The organism is Desulfovibrio mangrovi, from assembly GCF_026230175.1.
Lineage (GTDB): Bacteria > Desulfobacterota > Desulfovibrionia > Desulfovibrionales > Desulfovibrionaceae > Halodesulfovibrio > Halodesulfovibrio mangrovi.
The window spans coordinates 974835-991181 of sequence record NZ_CP104208.1 but is presented as its reverse complement, the minus strand read 5'-3'; the positions used below and the strand labels follow the sequence as shown (position 1 = coordinate 991181).

Below are 16347 nucleotides of genomic sequence, written 5' to 3'. Positions count from 1 at the left end.
TACAAGCAATAACCATGCAACAAAGAAAAGCCCGAAAATCGGGCTTTTGCGGCATAGAGAAATCTCTTCTCAAAACTTTTTAGAGAGTTGTCAGAAAAAACTGGAAAACTTACAGGCTGAATCCTTCACCAAGATAGACGCGTCTGGCCTTGGGATCGTTCACTATCTGCGCAGGAGTGCCGTTGAGGATGATCTGCCCCTCGAACACAAGATATGCACGGTCACAGATATTCAACGTTTCACGCACGTTGTGGTCAGAAATAAGGACACCTATACCCCGGTTGCTCAACCCCCGAATGATAGCCTGAATATCGTCTACAGCAAGAGGATCGATACCGGCAAAGGGTTCATCCAGCAGGATAAAGCGCGGCTTGCGGATCAGGGCACGGGCTATTTCCAGACGACGACGCTCACCGCCGGAAAGATGCATGGCCATGGAGTCTGCAATGTGGGTAATGCGGAACTCTTCAAGCAATGTATCCGCCCTCTTCCGCTGGACGGATTTGGGCATATCGGTATGCTCCAGAATGAGCTCCAGATTCTGACGAACTGTCAGCTTGCGGAATACGGAGCTTTCCTGCGGAAGATAACTCAGACCGACACGGGCACGTTCGTGCAGGGGCCAGTCCGTGATTTCGCTGCCATCGTAGCGGACAATACCGCTTGTGGGTTTGACCATGCCGATGAGCATATAGAAGGTCGTTGTCTTGCCTGCCCCGTTGGGTCCAAGCAGGCCTACCACCTCGCCCTGCTTCATACTCAGGGAAATACCACGAACAACTTCACGCTTGCCGTATTGCTTATGGAGAGATTCAGCTTCAAGAACCGACATGCTGCCTACTTCTTAACGCGCTTGGGAGCGGAGAAAAGGGCTTCTACAGGAAGTGCGGAAGAGCCAAGAACTTCGCTCTTGTTTTCCTTCACATAAAAATTGATGGTCTCGCCCTGAATGCTGTTGGCGCCATCTCTCAGCACGGGTGAGCCCTCCATGATCAGAACTCCGGTGCCGAGGTTGTACGTCGCCTTCTCGCAGTCACCGGTCTTGCCGTCGGTCATGACAACCTTGACGGTACCTTCGGCAATGATCTTGTCGATCTGGCCGGGATCCATGGCGGCTCCGTCATCTTCTTTCTTTTCTTTGGGCTTGTTGTCTTTGGGAGTAAGCAGGATGGTGATTTTCTTGGACCAGAGTTGGGCGTCAGGATGCGTCACATGCACATTGCCTTCAAAGGTCACTTTCTGGCCAGATGCATCATAGTTAAGCTTATCGGAGGTAACCTTTATGGGTACCATCTCTTCGGCGTACGCAGCGCTCCCGGTAGCAACAAAAAGAGCCACAAGACACATGGCAATGAGTAAACGACTAGTTCGAAACATCCTTGTTTTCTCCTTCCACCAAATCATCCAGACGCTGGCGGATGCGCATTTCGACTGAGACATCCTGTTCCGCCTGCACGAAGTTTTCATTGAGGTGCCAAGTCACGTTGGTGGCATTGCCGAACAGATCCGGCCCGTCAAAACGGGCAACACCGGGAATATGCAATGTGTGACTGGTGCCGTTATAGATCATCAGACTGCTACGGATGTATCCGCCATTACGTTCGATTTCAACATCTTCCCACAGACGGGCAATCTTGGCTGTCTGATTGACCACGCCTCGAACGGAACGGACCACAAGCTCCTGCTTATCAGGCTTGAGGAAATAGGTAATGACCGGATGGGAGACCTGAATAACACCTTCCTTCTGGTCGTACCATGCCCCCTGAGCCTCAAGGTGCCACAACTCTTCGCCGTGTTCCCCCTGGAGGAGTTCCACCCCTTTCAGGGTAAGGTCCACCACGCCTTCAGGTCCCTGCTGGTTCTGCTGCACAGCCATACGTACTTCGTGCACCACCTTTTCCGAGACCAGATTCATGGCAACCACACCGGCAATAGCGAGCACCGCTGCCCCGATCAACAGATAGCGAATGCGCATCCTATACGTTCCAGCGGCTCATGGCCTGCTCAAGCTTGCCCTGCGCCTTGAGAATAAAGCGGATAACCTCACGCACGGCACCGTCACCACCACGGGACTGTGTGACAAAACGGGCAACATCCTTGGTTTCCGGCTGCGCGTTGGCTACAGCAATGGGCAGACCAACGGCGCGCATAGGACCAAGGTCAACCCAGTCGTCTCCGACATATGCGATATTCTGCATGGTGATGCCGTACTTGGAACGGATGATCTCAAGACAGTCCATCTTGTCGAGAAAACCGGAAAAATAATCGTCGATACCCAGCGTGGTAATACGAGCCTTAACGGCATCGGATTCCAGACCGGTAATGACGGCAACAGGAATGCCCACCTTCTGCACCACCTTGATGCCAAGGCCGTCCTGCACATTGAAACGCTTGGTTACCTTTCCTTCAGCATCGTAATACAGGCCGCCATCCGTGAGCACGCCGTCGCAGTCAAGCACGATGACCTTGATTTCCTTGGCAAGTTGCTCAGCACGCATAATCAACAGCCCACAATGTTTTAAGATCTTTCAAAAGAGGAGCCAGCTTGTTCAGCGGCCAACTGTTGGGACCGTCGCAAAGCGCTTTGTCCGGATCGGGATGACATTCAAGGAACACGCCGTTTACACCGGCAGCCACTGCTGCACGGGCAAGCTTGGGCACATACTGCCTGTCGCCTCCGGAACAACCGCCCTGGCCTCCCGGCAACTGCACGGAATGCGTTGCATCAAACACCACGGGCACCCCAAAGGACTGCATAATGGGGAAAGAGCGGAAATCCACCACAAGATTGTTGTAGCCGAAGGAAGCTCCACGCTCCGTCAAAAGGATACAACGGTTGCCGGTAGCAAAAAGCTTGTCCAGCGCGGGCTTCATATCCCAAGGAGCTACAAACTGCCCTTTTTTCACATTAATTATGCGTCCGGTACTGGCCGCTGCCTGCAACAGACTTGTCTGGCGACAGAGAAAGGCGGGAATCTGCAGGATGTCGGCAACTTCGGCCACCGGAGCAGCCTGCTCGTGCTCATGAATATCGGTCACGACCGGCAGCCCAGTCTCTTCCTTGATTCGGGCAAGCCACTCAAGGCCCTTGGACATGCCGGGACCTCTGAAACTGCTCAAAGATGTCCGGTTTGCCTTGTCATAAGAACTTTTGAATACGGCGGTGAGTCCGCAGGCTGCCGCGGCTTCCTTTACTGCATGGGCGGTTTCCAACGCCAGCTCAAAGCTTTCCAGAGCGCAAGGTCCTGCAAAGACAAACGGGCCGGAAACGAAAGAGTCATATAATGGCTTAGCTAAGTGTGCGTACATGCTGAGATTGCTATCCTGTTTTGCGTCTTGATCATGAAATCAATTAACTACCGCAATCATCCCGTGAAAGAAAGCATAAAATCGGGGGCACACATGCGTGAGCCCCCGATTACACCTCTTAGGGATAGGCAGGAGTGGACACCACGCGGCGTCCGTTTTGCAGCCGCATAGGCAGGTTACGCCTTGTTCTTCTTTGCGGCCTTGATGAACTCGCGGAACAGCGGATGCGGATTCATCGGAGTAGACTTGAACTCGGGATGGAACTGGCAACCGAGGAACCACGGATGCTCCTTGATTTCCACGATTTCAACCAGTTCACCGTCGGGAGAAAGACCGGAGAACACGAGTCCGGCTTCTTCAAGGCGCTGGAAATAGGCCTTGTTGAATTCAAAGCGGTGACGGTGACGCTCTTCGATGTTCTCCACGGAGTAGGCACGAATGGCGTTGGTATCAGGACGGAGCGTACAGGGATAGGTACCCAGACGCATGGTCCCGCCCTTGTCGCTGAGCTCGTCGCGCTTTTCGGTGGACTGACGGCGGAAGTCGTACCATTCGGTCATTAGGTAGATGACCTTGTCCTTGGCCATCTCATCGAACTCTTCGGAGGTAGCGCCTTCAAGGCCAAGCACGTTGCGGGCATATTCGATTACCGCAAGCTGCATGCCGAGACAAATGCCGAAGAAGGGGATCTTGTTTTCGCGAGCATGGCGGATGGCAAGAATCTTGCCTTCCACCCCGCGAAGACCGAAACCGCCGGGAACCAGAATGCCATCAAGGTCCTTCAGCATCTTCTTGACATTGTGGGCCGTGATTTCTTCCGAGTTCACATATTCAAGCTCAACTTTAACCTTGTTAGCCAAACCACCGTGCACAAGCGCTTCGTGAAGGCTCTTGTATGCTTCCTTGAGGTCCACATACTTGCCCACGATACCGATACGAACGGTACCAACGGGATTGTTGAAGGTATGGATGAGCTTCTGCCACGCGGTAAGATCCGCGTTCTTGGCAGGAAGACGCAGCATGATGGCAACCTTCTGGTCCAGCCCTTCTTCATAGAAGAACAACGGCACTTCGTAGATATTCTTCACGTCCTGAGCGGAGAACACGGCATCGTGATCCACGTTGCAGAACAGAGCAATCTTGCGCTTAAGGTCGCTGTTGATGGGCTCTTCGCAGCGGCAGATGATGATGTCAGGCTGAATGCCGATGGAACGCAGTTCCTTAACGCTGTGCTGGGTGGGCTTGGTCTTGTGCTCTCCGGCCGCACGCAGGTAGGGAACCAGCGTAAGGTGGACATACATGCAGTGCTCACGTCCCAGATCGCTGCGGAGCTGACGGATGGCTTCAAGGAAGGGCTGGCCTTCAATGTCGCCCACGGTACCGCCGATTTCCACGATGGCTACATCAAGATCATCGCTGGCCAGATCGAGAATGCTCTTCTTGATCTCGTCGGTGATGTGCGGAATGACCTGCACGGTGCCGCCAAGATAATCGCCGCGACGTTCCTTGGTAATAACCCGGTAGTAAATGGAGCCGGAAGTGCAATTGTTCTTCTGGCTCATGGGAACGTTGAGGAAACGCTCATAGTGACCGAGGTCCAGGTCGGTTTCAGCGCCGTCATCGGTCACGTACACTTCGCCGTGCTGGAAGGGGTTCATGGTACCGGGGTCTACGTTGATGTAGGGGTCCAGCTTCTGAATGGTCACATTGAGACCGCGGGCCTTGAGCAGCACGCCGAGAGAAGCGGCTGCCAAACCCTTGCCCAGAGAGGACAATACCCCACCGGTAACAAAAATAAACTTGGTCTTCATACACTCCTGCCTAAGGGTATGTGTTTGAAAAAACTGGTGCCAAATCCTAAGAACAATCGGATTTCAACACATCCGCTCAGTAATACACAAAATTTCAACCAACGTCAGCCGTTGACTGTTACCGAGTGTGCAACTATGATCATCGGTCCCTGCACTGCTCTACCGCCTTGTCGCGCGGATCACTCTGTGGGGACATTTGAGCATCCCAAAAGCGACAGGGTCTACCCGAACCGGTTGAGCAAGTAAAGACCCTTTTTTGCCACACGACAACTTTTCAGGAGACATTGCAGCAATGGCCCAGGCTAAGACTCTGGTTATCACCGGATACGGCACCAATTGTGAAGTGGAATCCGCCCATGCAGCCCGCCTTTCCGGCGCGGATGTTGCGGATATCGCCTACTTTTCCGATCTCGTTGCCGGCCGTACCCGGCTTACCGACTACAACTTCCTGATCTTCCCCGGCGGCTTTCTGGACGGGGATGACCTCGGATCCGCACTGGCCGCTGCACAGCGCTGGCGCCACGCCGCCACAGAGCAGAAGGAACCCCTGCTCAACCAGTTGAAGACCTTTTTTGCCAATGGAGGCATCATCCTCGGCATCTGCAACGGTTTCCAGCTTCTGGTGAAGCTGGGACTGCTGCCCGCTATAGGAGGAGAATATTTTGACCGCCAGGTTTCGCTTTCCCACAACGATTCGGCTCGCTTCGAAGACCGCTGGGTGCACCTGAAGGCCAATCCGAACAGCCCCTGCGTATTCACCAAGGGCATTGATCTGCTTTACCTCCCCGTACGTCACGGCGAAGGCAAGATCATCTTCCGTGACGATGCGGTGCGTGAGGCCCTGATCAAGAACAACCTCATTGCCCTGCAGTATGCCGACCCCGCCACGGGCGAAGCAACCGAAGCCTATCCGCTGAACCCCAACGGTTCCCCCATGGGAATCGCCGGTCTCACCGATCCCACCGGACGCATTCTCGGTCTGATGCCTCACCCCGAGGCCTACAACCACCCGACGAACCACCCCGGCTGGACGGCAGGCGAAACCAGCGAGCTTGGCATCATCCTGCTCAAGAAAGGCATTGAATACCTGAAGAGCCTGTAACTGACAAAATCCCCCTGCGCTTGAGGCACAGGGGGATTTTTCCATTCAATGCAAAGGGAGAGCGCGTCATGGTTCCCTGTTTCATCTGCGGCAAAGACGCCACGGGCGGCTTCATACACGGCTTTGTCCCGGCACCGGACAGCCAGAAGGTGGGCTTGTGTGCCGTGCACAACACGCTGGAAAACAAGAAGCAGGCCATCCTTCACTGGATACTGACCATGAAGGCGGACATGGTTTCTCAAAACGAACAGAATGCCCGCAGAATCAAAGCTCCCCTGACCTACAAACTGACAATCCGCTATGCTGACGGCGGCGTTGCCACCATTCCCTGCCTTTCGTGGGAAGTGACGGAACAAAGCACGCTGCAGATCACCCGCACCGACAAGGCATTAAGCTTCATTCCGCTGCTCCACATACGCCAGTTCGATGTATCCGAAGAGCAGACTCCTGCCGCCTCCTGACCACCGACTGCTTGGTGCTATTGAGTCACAGGCGCATCCTGCTGCAGCCGTCTTTCAAGGCGTCTCAGGATGATCCGCTTGCGCAGCTTCACCACCCGGGATTGTGATGTGGGAGACCATTTAAGAGGATTGGGAAGTATGGCAGCCAGAGCGGCAGCCTCATTCGGGGTCAAGGCAGAGGGAGATTTGCCGAAATAGTGACGGGAAGCTGCGCCGACGCCAAACACGCCATCGCCCCACTCAATGCAATTGAGATACAGCTCAAGAATGCGCGACTTGCTGAGTTCGTTTTCCACCCGCCATGTCACCACGGCTTCACGCAGTTTGCGGACAAGACTTTTTGTGGGCGTGAAATAGAGATTTTTGGCCAACTGCTGCGAGATGGTACTGCCACCCGCCGCAAAGCGCCCCTCTTCCAGATTGCGCAGCAACGCCTCTTCGATGCCTTCAAAGTCAAACCCTTCATGCATCCAGAAGCGGTCATCCTCGGCTATGGTCACCGCTTTGACCAGATTCGGGGATATATCGCGCAGCTTCACCCACTGGTGCTTCAAGGTCTTCTTGCGCCCCTGCTCTGCCCACTGTTCCTTGCGGTATTCCATGAAGGCGGTGGTCTGAGGGTTCTGCTTTTTCAATGCCCCCACATCGGGCCAGATCAGAAAGCGGGCGACATCCAATACGCCGAGGACAGCCAGAATAAGCAGAATGCGCAGCCCAAAACGCAGCACGCGCTTTACCGGCAGTCTTTTCAGAATATGCTGACGCTGCTCCCCATCGGAGGAATCCTCCGCCGACAGGGAGCGCGTGGGTAGTTTCAGAAATTCCAGCAATTGCCGCATATGCTCCTCCAACCCCACCGTATCGGGAAGGGCCGTCATGCGACAAAACAGGTTTTATGACAATGCGGTCATCACCAGCCAACCGTTGTAGCCGACATACACCAGAAGCAACAACACCGCTTCAAAACGATTGATGCGGGACTCCTTGCGGAACCGAAGGCCCATGAACAGCAGAGACAGAGTCAGGCCAATCATTACGGGCATATCCCGGAAAAGAACGGCATTGTCCACATCCAGCGGCTGAATGGAACCTGCAATGCCCACTACGGCAAGGGTATTGAACATGTTTGAGCCAAGCACGTTGCCAAGAGCAATATCATGTTCCTTCTTGAACGCGGCCGCCACAGAAGACGCCAGTTCCGGCAATGAGGTTCCGAGAGCGACAACGGTAAGACCAATGATCAGGTCGCTCACCCCCAGCGACTGGGCAACGGTAACTGCGCCCCACACCAGCATGCGGGAACTGAGCATGAGCACGCCAAGGCCAATGACAAGCCACATGACAGCCTTGCCGATGGGCATGACATTGGAGCGCATCTCCTCGTCCATCTCCGTCCCGAAAGAATCGGTCCGCTCCCGCATTCCCTGCATGATGGACCAGCCCATGATGGAGGCGAAAAGCAGCAGGAGTACCGCTGCATCCAGACGGGAAAGATGGCCATCCCACAACTGCACAAGAGCCACAAGGGAAATGCCGAGCAAAATCGGCAATTCACGGCGCAACACCTGCGAATGGACTGCAATGGGGCTTATGAGCGAAGCTGCTCCCAGAATAAGCGCGATGTTGGCAATGTTTGACCCATAGGCATTTCCAAGCGCCAGTCCGGGATTGCCCTGCAGGGCGGATTGGGCAGAAACGAGCATTTCGGGCACGGAAGTGCCGAAGCCGACAATGACCATACCGATAAGCAAGGGGGGCATGCCGAAGTGGCGGGCAGTAGCTGCAGCGCCATCCACAAAACGGTCAGCGCTCCAGACGAGCAGAACAAGCCCTATGAGGATGCTGGCAATAGCGTAAAGCATGAATGAAATGATCCTGTGTGTTTCTCAGGGGTAAATAACTATCGGCTGAAAGACATGCAGCCTGATTGTAGTTCGAAAAGAAAGGGCATCGCGATCAACGACGCCCCTCCATACGCTCGCTTCAGATGGTTTACAAGGGCCGATTGGTCAAGACGACACCCGCCCTACTTACGTACGTAGTTCACTCCCAGCCGTTTGAGCACGGCTTCTGCAAGAGGCAGAGAGGAAGCCGGGTTCTGTCCGGTGAGCAGAAGGCCGTCCTCCACAACATGTGCCTGCCATTCAGGACCACATTCGTAGCGTGCACCCTTCTCTTTCAGGGCATCTTCCAGAAGGAAGGGAACCACTTCGTGCAGCGCAATGGCGGTTTCTTCCGCGTTGGAAAAACCGGTCACCCGCTTCTTTGCAAGAACGGGATTTCCGTTACCATCCATGGCGGACAGAAGCGCGGCCGGGCCATGGCATACAGCCGCCACCGGCTTCTTTTCAAGAATGAAGTCCGTAATCATATCCGCCACGGATTCATCTTCCGCCAGGTCGAACATCGGACCGTGACCGCCGGGAAAGAACAGCACGTCATAGTCCTCGGCACGCACCATATCCACGGGAATGGTGTCATTTACGGCATCCTGCGCTTCCTTATCCTGCATGAAACGACGGGTCCATTCGTTCTGGGCTTCATCCAAGGTGCTTCGGGGATCAAGCGGAGCCTTGCCTCCCTGCGGGGTCGCAACGGTCACGTCAAGACCCGCGTCACGAAACAGCAGATACGGGGCAGCCATTTCTTCAAGCCACCATCCGGTGGGATGACCGCTTTCACCAAGCGTATCGTGAGAAGTAAGCACCATCAGAACAGTTTTGGACATCAGTTCGCTCCTTGTGAACATTTCCTGCCATTGTATACATTGCCTGCGGCGTGTAAAGGCCACGCCCTACATATTTCCCCGGCAAAAGAAAACGGCCGCTCATGGCGGCCGTCCATTTTTCTAATCCTTGCTGGAAAGGTGCTTCTGTATGGCAAGGCGCATGCACCAGCATGCTCCCCCCCAAGTCACACCAAAACCGACGCACATCATGATGATAGAGGAAGTTGTCATATCTGTCTCCTAGTGCTGGCTGGTCAGGAAGGAGGGAGCAGCCTGCTTGTTGCGCAGGTATACCCCCATCATGAGAACAAAGGGAATCAGCGCCCAGCCGAGAACGATCAGTTCGTCAAAAGCGTATCCGCCATAGGGAGTCGCAATGTCGCCCTGCAGGTTCTGGAACGTTGCGTAACCAAGAACAACAATGGTCACAACCTTGAGACAGGTCTTCCACACGTTACCCACAGTAAAATCAGAAGTGAGGTTCACGTGCTTACGGAAGTCTTCAAGGCCCACAAACCAGCTGATGAGCACGATTTCGAGCAATGCCACAGGCAGCAGGCAGAGGTTGTTGATGAAGTGGTCAACAATATCCAGAATCAGCAGGCCGCCGCCGGTTGCGAAGATGGAGGTCAGGGCAAAGCCGCCGACACAGTATACGGTAACGGTGGCCTTGCGGGACCAGCCGAACTTGTCGATGAAAGAAGAGCAGACAGCTTCAACAATGGAAATCAGGGAACTGATGCCTGCCATGACGAGACAGAGGAAGAACAGCACGCCGAAGAAGGTGGGCATGGGCATCGTGTTGATTGCCTTGGGAATGATCACGAAGGCCAGACCGACGCCGGCACCGGCTACGTCCGTAACGGACTGGCCAGTTTCATGCGCCATGTTGCCCAGCACGCTGAAGATCATGACACCGGCAAGCAGGGAGAAACCGCAGTTGATGAACACGGTCATGGCTGCATTGTTTGCAGTGTCGGACTCCTTGGGCAGGTAGCTGGAGTATGCGAGCATGATGGAGAAGCCTACGGACAGAGAATAGAAAATCTGGCCGTATGCATCGGTCCATACGCTGAAGTCGGCAATCTTGGAGAAGTCGGGCTTGAACAGGTATTCAAGACCGGTCATGGCACCGTCCAGCGTCACTACACGGGAAATCAGCACCAGCACCAGAACGAAAAGCAAGGGAATAAGCACCTTGCATGCGCGTTCAATACCCTTGCGGATACCGGAAGTACAGGCCGCCCAGGTGATCAGCCATGCAAAGGCGCAGGCAGCAAGGATATTCCAGCGAATACCGCCGAGGTTAAGCGGCGAGTCGGTCAGACCAAGATAATCGCCAAAGAAGAAGGCTTTGGGATCTGCCCCCCAGCTCTGATCAAAAGCGAAGGAGGTGTAGTTGAGGGTCCAACCAACAACGGCAACATAGTAGATGGAGATGACAAAAGCCACCATGACCTGCGCCCAGCCAATCCACTCCCATTTGGGATTGAGCATGGCAAACACCTTGGGTGCGGAGCCACGGAACTTCTGACCGAGCCCGAATTCCAGAATCATGAAAGGAATCCCGGCTGTCAGCAGCGCGAAAATGTAAGGAATAAGGAACGCCCCGCCACCGTTTTCATACGCCATGTACGGGAAGCGCCAGATATTGCCGAGACCGATTGCGGAACCTACGGCTGCCAGAATGAATCCGAGCCGGGAGCCCCATTGTTCACGTGATTTCATGTAAGTACCGTCCTGAACGTCTTGGTTGCCGTTTTACCATTTTTGCAAATCGCCACAGTGAGCACACACGCCACTGAAAGCACTCGCTGTCGGTGTGTCCGGAAGAATGCGTTGCAACTTAACAACACCAATCAATCCGGCATGATAGACATACTATCAAAAGACAGAGGCACACCGGGCGCCCCGACACCGTGTTTATCCGGCAAGGAATGCTAAAAATCTCCGGAAAGCCCATTCGCCCTGATCGGGCATTCAAGGCCGATTGAATTACGTTCGTATCGTTCAGTTGTCCACAATTTTGTTGATTGAAAATTCATTATTTTGTCATTTTTTAACGAATACAAACGTAAGCACATGAAATAATGAGTGCCTTCCTTACAAAACCACATGTTCACGCACACAATGTTGCAGCGACGACCTAATCAGCACAAAAACGGCTGATGCGGCATGGATCAATCAGCCAGTCTCTCTACATACAGTAAGTATATGGCTGGCGATCTGGCGAATTCTTGCCTGCTCCTGCGATTCGTTGACAGATGCGGCCTATCGTGAGAAAGCACCCACTTACTTATCGTAATCCATGAATGACATTCGTCGCTGAACGCATGGCCCGACCAAGGAGACTCGCATGTTTGCTGAAAATGCCGAAAAGGAACTGAACGCACTGCTCGAGCAGTGGACGGATAACGAAAACAGAACCCGCGCAGCCTTTGTTGAATTCAAGGACCACCTCGCCACCATGGATGGCATTACCCTGCAGTTCAAGGGCCGCCCCGGTGTAAGCTACTCCCTGCGGGCCACCCATTCTGCACAGAAGGAACGCAGCCTGTTTGTACTGGTTGACGTTGTCGATGACGAGCCCGAAGCCCGTTGGCTCTCCGTCTGCTTCTATGCTGACATGATTCAGGACCCCGACGAACTCGGCGACTGGGTTCCCGGCGGTCTTATGGGCGAAGACGCCTGCTGCCTCAATCTTGAAGAAGATGACGCAGATATGCGCGCATACATCAAAGCCCGCCTGACCGAAGCGTATGAAAACGCAAAGGCCTAAACGCAGCCGAAGGTAATGAAAAAAGCCCCCGCAGTTCTCACTGCGGGGGCTTTTTTTATAGTCACTGTTCTTTCTCTACATGAAATCCGGGTCGATGGCTGCCCTGCCGTTGGCCAGCATGGTCCGCATGAAGCGCAACGTCTTCTCATCCACCGGAACGATGGGGAAATGCTGCGCGCAGGCGTCGCACTGAGCCATGGATGGCTGTACAGGCGTCAGCAACGGTACGTTGTGTCCGCAATGCGGACACGGATAGAAAAAGATCATCTCAAGCCCGGCAGGTTTCACCGGAGCCAGAGGCTTATTGCTTTTCTGGGACATTACTTGATCCCCAACTACGCCACCGGCTTTACCAGCAGGCTTGTGCCGGACATGACGGCAGGTTTTTCAATCTCCCACAAATCCAGAATGGTGGGAGCAATATCTCCGAGAATGCCTTCTTTCAGAGATACCGATGAGTCCTTCTCCACCAGCACAAAGGGGACCTTGTTCATGGTATGCGCCGTGTGCGGATTGCCGGAGGCATCCTGCATTTCCTCGGCATTACCATGGTCTGCAGTCACGAGTGCACGGCCTCCGGATGCAATAACAGCCTCAATGATGCGCCCCACACACGAATCGACAGCCTGACACGCAGCAAGAGCGGCAGGCAGGATGCCGGTGTGGCCAACCATGTCCAGGTTGGCAAGGTTACACACCACAAGGGAATATTTACCGGAATTCCATTCCGCGATGAGCTTGTCCGTCACTTCGTACACGCTCATTTCCGGCTTCAGATCGTAGGTAGCCACTTCGCGGGGGGAATTGACCAGAATACGGTCTTCTCCCGGCAGAGGCTCTTCCCGGCCGCTGTTGAAAAAGTATGTCACGTGGGCATACTTCTCGGTCTCGGCAATACGCAGTTGCTTCAAGCCCAGAGAGGCAACAACCTCGCCCAGCGTATCGGTGCCCTTCTCTTTCACGAAGGCCACATCCATGGGGAAGGAGGATTCATAAGCAGTCATGGTGGCAAAGCCAGCCAGCCTGGGCATACGAACACGCTCGAACTCCGCGAATGATTCGTCGAACAGGGCCTGAGAAAGTTCACGGGCGCGGTCGGCGCGGAAGTTGAAGAAAAACACGCCGTCGTTATCATCAATGCAGGCAACGGGAGAACCGTCAGCAGAAACGATGTTGCACGGCATGACGAATTCATCGGTCTTGCCTGCATCGTAAGCGGCCTGCATGGCAGCTACGGGATCAGCAGCCTTCTCCCCCTGCCCCAGCACCAGACAGTCCCAGGCAACCTTCACGCGGTCCCAGCGCTTGTCACGGTCCATGGCATAGAAGCGACCGGAAACGGAAGCAACAGTGCCGACACCTATGCGATTGCAGGCATCAACAAGCTGCTCCATATATCCTTTGCCGCTTGAGGGAGGCGTGTCACGCCCGTCCATGAATGCGTGAATGAACACCTCCACACCCTGCGCCCTGGCAAGTTCCAGCAAGGCATACACATGCTGTAAATGGCTGTGTACTCCGCCGTCGGAAACAAGGCCCATGAGATGCAACCTGCCGCCCTTGGCCTTGGTGTCCGCCACAAGCTTCAGCAAGGCCGGATTGACGGCAAGCTCGCCCTTCTCGATGGCAATATCGATACGGGTCATATCCTGATAGATGATACGACCGGCACCGATGTTCATATGCCCGACTTCAGAGTTACCCATGAAGCCGTCAGGCAACCCGACAGAACGGCCGGAGCAGGCAAGGCTGGTAGAGGAATAGGTCGCAGGCAGAGCGTCAAGCGAAGGGGTGCAGGCACAAGAGACGGCATTGGCCGGTCCTTCCGGTGCAATACCCCAACCGTCCAGAATCAGCAGCAGGGTCGGAGTGAAGTTGCTCATTATGCTTATTTCGGTTCGTCCTGATGCAGGACAGTTGCGTCAGCCCAGAGGCTTTCGAGATTGAAGAGCTTGCGCACGTCATCCTGGAACACGTTGACGACAACATCGTTCAGGTCAACCAGAATCCACTGACCGGAGTCCTTGCCTTCAATACGCAGGTATTCATAGTTGGACTGCTTGGCCATGGCATACACATGCTCGGCAATGGCCTGTGCCTGACGCACAGACTTGGCAGATGCGATGACAACCGCATCGGTAAAGGAATTCACACGTTCAAGGCTGAGCGCAAGAACATCAGCGGCATGCTTTTCTTCAAGCCACTTCACAATATTTTCAACCTTTTCCGCAACGGGAACAACGGCGAACTTTTTGTTGGTAGGTAACGTCATAACAAATCCGATGGTAAGATATTATGCATGTCGGGCGACAATAAGATCATCAAGACTGCGCTTGGGCACATGATGTCCGCCCTCGGCGTCTCGCCAATACTTGATATTTCCATCCTCGCCAAGAGGTTCGAGGACCACTTTTTCAGCCGGTCGCCCCAACGCCAGTACCAGAAGCACTCGCAGAGCCTCCGGCAACGCCAGCGAGGCGTGAATTTTTTCCCTGTTTATGGAGCCCATCATGCATCCGCCGAGTCCTTTGGATGCAGCTCCCAGCATGATGGTCTGGCAGGCTATGCCAAGGTCAATCTGCGTGTCCGTGCTGATGGCGTCATCGCCGAGAACGACGATATAGGCCGCAGGGCGTTCTCCCGCCTCAGGGCCTTTCCATTCCGGCAGATATCCGGCCCACCCCAGCGCGGGGAAGATGTCATCGCACATGTCTTGCCCAGTCACAAGAACATACTTCAGAGGCTGCCGATTGGCACTGGCCGGAGAGTGACGCGCAAAGTCCACCAGTTCTTCCAGCAGTTGTACAGGCACCCTGTCCTTTTCATTGAACCTGCGGTAACTGCGATTCTGCAGTACCAGCTTTCCAAAATCCATCATGCGCCTCCTGACGAGTCGAGTGAAAGCACAAACATATGCTCAGGAATTACTACAATACTCTCGCACGGGTGGCAAACCCCACGAATCATGTCGCTACACTACGCCATCCGTGGCATTCACGGAAACCGCCCGCCTGCGACTGAGCATCTTGAACAGTGTAGGTCCGAGCAGGCAGGTCAACATGGCCAAAAGGATGATTGCATCCTGCTGCGCCTGCGTCACGAAACCGCGGCTGACGCCAAGTTCTGCAGCAGCCACGATAAGGCTCAACCGCGAAGAAAGGAGTAAACCTGCACGCACGGCATCTCGCAAAGGCATGCCGCGCGCCCTGAATAACAACGCAGGCAGTACTTTGACCAGAAAGGCGCATACCAGCAATATTGCAGTCAGGGCGAGCATATCCGGCCTCATGACATTGGAAAGGTCGAACTGCATGCCCACATTGATAAAGAACACAGGCACCAGAAAGCCAAAACCGAGAGCGGAAAGCTTGCTTTCCAGCTCTTCCTTGGCCCGGAACACATATGACAGGACGCACCCCCCCATAAAAGCACCGAGCACCGGCTCAAGGTGTACCAACTCCGAAAAGGCCACAAACAGGAACAGCAGCGCGAGCGAAAGCCGCACGCCTATTTCAAGGCTTCCTTCGGAGTCCAGCAGCCTGCGGGCCTTGTCAGGATTCCACCATGCCCATAGGCGACCGAGGCGCAACAGCAAGGTGAAGCCAATGAACAGCGGGACAGGTGCAACAAGACGGATTGAAAGCCCGTATTCATCCCACAGCATAAACAGGGTTATGGCCAGCAACGTGAGAAAATCAGCCAAGGTCGATGCAATGAGCACCCGCTGACCAAATGTGGTTTTAAGCACACCCATTTCCCGTAGCGTGGGCATGACGAGCCCCAGCGATGTGGTGGAAAGCACAAGCGCCATGAACGGGTGCAACCCGAGCAGCAATGTGACAATAAAGGCTCCCAGCACAGTTCCGCAGAACACAAGGAACTGCAAAACGATATCCCTTGCGGACTGGCGGGAAAGCACGCTGAAGTCGATCTCCATGCCCGACTGGAACATGAGCATCAGAAATCCCAATTCCGCAAGAAATGGCAACCACTCGCCCGAGAACTGCAAGTGCAGCAGGCTCTTACCCAGCAGGACACCGAACAGGATTTCTGCAACAGGCGCAGGAATACGCAGGATACGGCTCACCCCGGGCAGAAAAAGCGCCGCACCGGAGACAAGCAGCAGGGAATATGCCTGATCCAGAATCATGACAGCC

Annotated in this window: 19 protein-coding genes; 3 read left to right on the top strand and 16 right to left on the bottom strand. The window is 54.5% G+C overall.

From position 1 onward, the window contains the following. Positions 1–109: 109 nt before the first annotated feature. The 6 genes from lptB to N1030_RS04505 form a co-directional block, all read right to left on the bottom strand. Positions 110–832, bottom strand: coding sequence for an LPS export ABC transporter ATP-binding protein (lptB, locus tag N1030_RS04530; RefSeq protein WP_265827950.1), 723 nt, complete (start codon positions 830–832; stop codon positions 110–112). Between the two features lie 5 nt (positions 833–837). Further along, positions 838–1377: an LptA/OstA family protein gene (locus tag N1030_RS04525; RefSeq protein ID WP_265827949.1), complete on the bottom strand. Its 540-nt coding sequence runs from the start codon at positions 1375–1377 to the stop codon at positions 838–840. After that, entirely contained in the window at positions 1364–1975 is a 612-nt protein-coding gene (lptC, locus tag N1030_RS04520; protein WP_265827948.1) for an LPS export ABC transporter periplasmic protein LptC, read from the bottom strand. The genes N1030_RS04525 and lptC overlap by 14 nt, the downstream gene beginning before the upstream one ends. A 1-nt stretch (position 1976) precedes the next feature. Beyond that, positions 1977–2498 carry a KdsC family phosphatase gene (locus N1030_RS04515; protein ID WP_265827947.1) on the bottom strand — a complete coding sequence of 174 codons (522 nt, stop codon included), beginning with the start codon at positions 2496–2498 and terminating at the stop codon, positions 1977–1979. Then, complete coding sequence (gene kdsA, locus N1030_RS04510) at positions 2488–3309, bottom strand: 3-deoxy-8-phosphooctulonate synthase (protein ID WP_265827946.1); 822 nt, start codon at positions 3307–3309, stop codon at positions 2488–2490. Before kdsA ends, N1030_RS04515 begins: the two co-directional genes overlap by 11 nt. A gap of 176 nt (positions 3310–3485) precedes the next feature. Beyond that, on the bottom strand, positions 3486–5120 hold the full coding sequence (locus N1030_RS04505) for a CTP synthase (protein WP_265827945.1): 1635 nt from the start codon (positions 5118–5120) through the stop codon (positions 3486–3488). A 292-nt stretch (positions 5121–5412) separates the two neighbouring features. Here N1030_RS04505 and N1030_RS04500 point away from each other — a divergent pair, with 292 nt between their 5' ends. Together N1030_RS04500 and N1030_RS04495 are read left to right on the top strand one after the other, a co-directional pair. Further along, positions 5413–6222 carry a phosphoribosylformylglycinamidine synthase subunit PurQ gene (locus tag N1030_RS04500; RefSeq protein ID WP_265827944.1) on the top strand — a complete coding sequence of 270 codons (810 nt, stop codon included), beginning with the start codon at positions 5413–5415 and terminating at the stop codon, positions 6220–6222. Between the two features lie 68 nt (positions 6223–6290). Then, entirely contained in the window at positions 6291–6683 is a 393-nt protein-coding gene (locus tag N1030_RS04495) for a hypothetical protein (RefSeq protein ID WP_265827943.1), read from the top strand. 17 nt (positions 6684–6700) lie between these two features. Here the strand turns inward: N1030_RS04495 and mtgA are convergent, their stop codons facing one another. The 5 genes from mtgA to N1030_RS04470 all read right to left on the bottom strand — a co-directional run bounded on the left by mtgA (position 6701) and on the right by N1030_RS04470 (position 11139). Beyond that, positions 6701–7522: a monofunctional biosynthetic peptidoglycan transglycosylase gene (gene mtgA, locus N1030_RS04490; RefSeq protein ID WP_265827942.1), complete on the bottom strand. Its 822-nt coding sequence runs from the start codon at positions 7520–7522 to the stop codon at positions 6701–6703. Positions 7523–7576: 54 nt separating this feature from the next. Further along, entirely contained in the window at positions 7577–8545 is a 969-nt protein-coding gene (locus N1030_RS04485; protein ID WP_265827941.1) for a calcium/sodium antiporter, read from the bottom strand. A gap of 164 nt (positions 8546–8709) precedes the next feature. After that, on the bottom strand, positions 8710–9411 hold the full coding sequence (locus N1030_RS04480) for a type 1 glutamine amidotransferase domain-containing protein (RefSeq protein WP_265827940.1): 702 nt from the start codon (positions 9409–9411) through the stop codon (positions 8710–8712). A 120-nt stretch (positions 9412–9531) separates the two neighbouring features. Further along, positions 9532–9642 (bottom strand): MetS family NSS transporter small subunit, encoded by a 111-nt coding sequence (locus N1030_RS04475; RefSeq protein ID WP_265827939.1) that lies wholly within the window; start codon positions 9640–9642, stop codon positions 9532–9534. A gap of 9 nt (positions 9643–9651) precedes the next feature. Continuing rightward, on the bottom strand, positions 9652–11139 hold the full coding sequence (locus tag N1030_RS04470) for a sodium-dependent transporter (protein WP_265827938.1): 1488 nt from the start codon (positions 11137–11139) through the stop codon (positions 9652–9654). A 628-nt stretch (positions 11140–11767) separates the two neighbouring features. Between N1030_RS04470 and N1030_RS04465 the strand changes: the two genes are divergently transcribed. After that, positions 11768–12190 (top strand): hypothetical protein, encoded by a 423-nt coding sequence (locus tag N1030_RS04465; RefSeq protein ID WP_265827937.1) that lies wholly within the window; start codon positions 11768–11770, stop codon positions 12188–12190. Positions 12191–12265: 75 nt separating this feature from the next. On the opposite strand, the gene N1030_RS04460 is transcribed toward N1030_RS04465, so the two are convergent. The 5 genes from N1030_RS04460 to N1030_RS04440 form a co-directional block, all read right to left on the bottom strand. After that, positions 12266–12511, bottom strand: coding sequence for a hypothetical protein (locus N1030_RS04460; RefSeq protein WP_265827936.1), 246 nt, complete (start codon positions 12509–12511; stop codon positions 12266–12268). Between the two features lie 14 nt (positions 12512–12525). Continuing rightward, positions 12526–14073, bottom strand: a complete 1548-nt coding sequence (gene gpmI, locus N1030_RS04455; RefSeq protein WP_265827934.1) for a 2,3-bisphosphoglycerate-independent phosphoglycerate mutase — start codon at positions 14071–14073, stop codon at positions 12526–12528. A gap of 5 nt (positions 14074–14078) precedes the next feature. Beyond that, complete coding sequence (rsfS, locus tag N1030_RS04450; RefSeq protein ID WP_265827933.1) at positions 14079–14462, bottom strand: ribosome silencing factor; 384 nt, start codon at positions 14460–14462, stop codon at positions 14079–14081. Between the two features lie 21 nt (positions 14463–14483). Further along, on the bottom strand, positions 14484–15068 hold the full coding sequence (locus tag N1030_RS04445) for a nitroreductase family protein (protein ID WP_338033323.1): 585 nt from the start codon (positions 15066–15068) through the stop codon (positions 14484–14486). Between the two features lie 93 nt (positions 15069–15161). After that, positions 15162–16340: a cation:proton antiporter gene (locus N1030_RS04440; protein WP_265827932.1), complete on the bottom strand. Its 1179-nt coding sequence runs from the start codon at positions 16338–16340 to the stop codon at positions 15162–15164. Positions 16341–16347 lie beyond the last annotated feature (7 nt).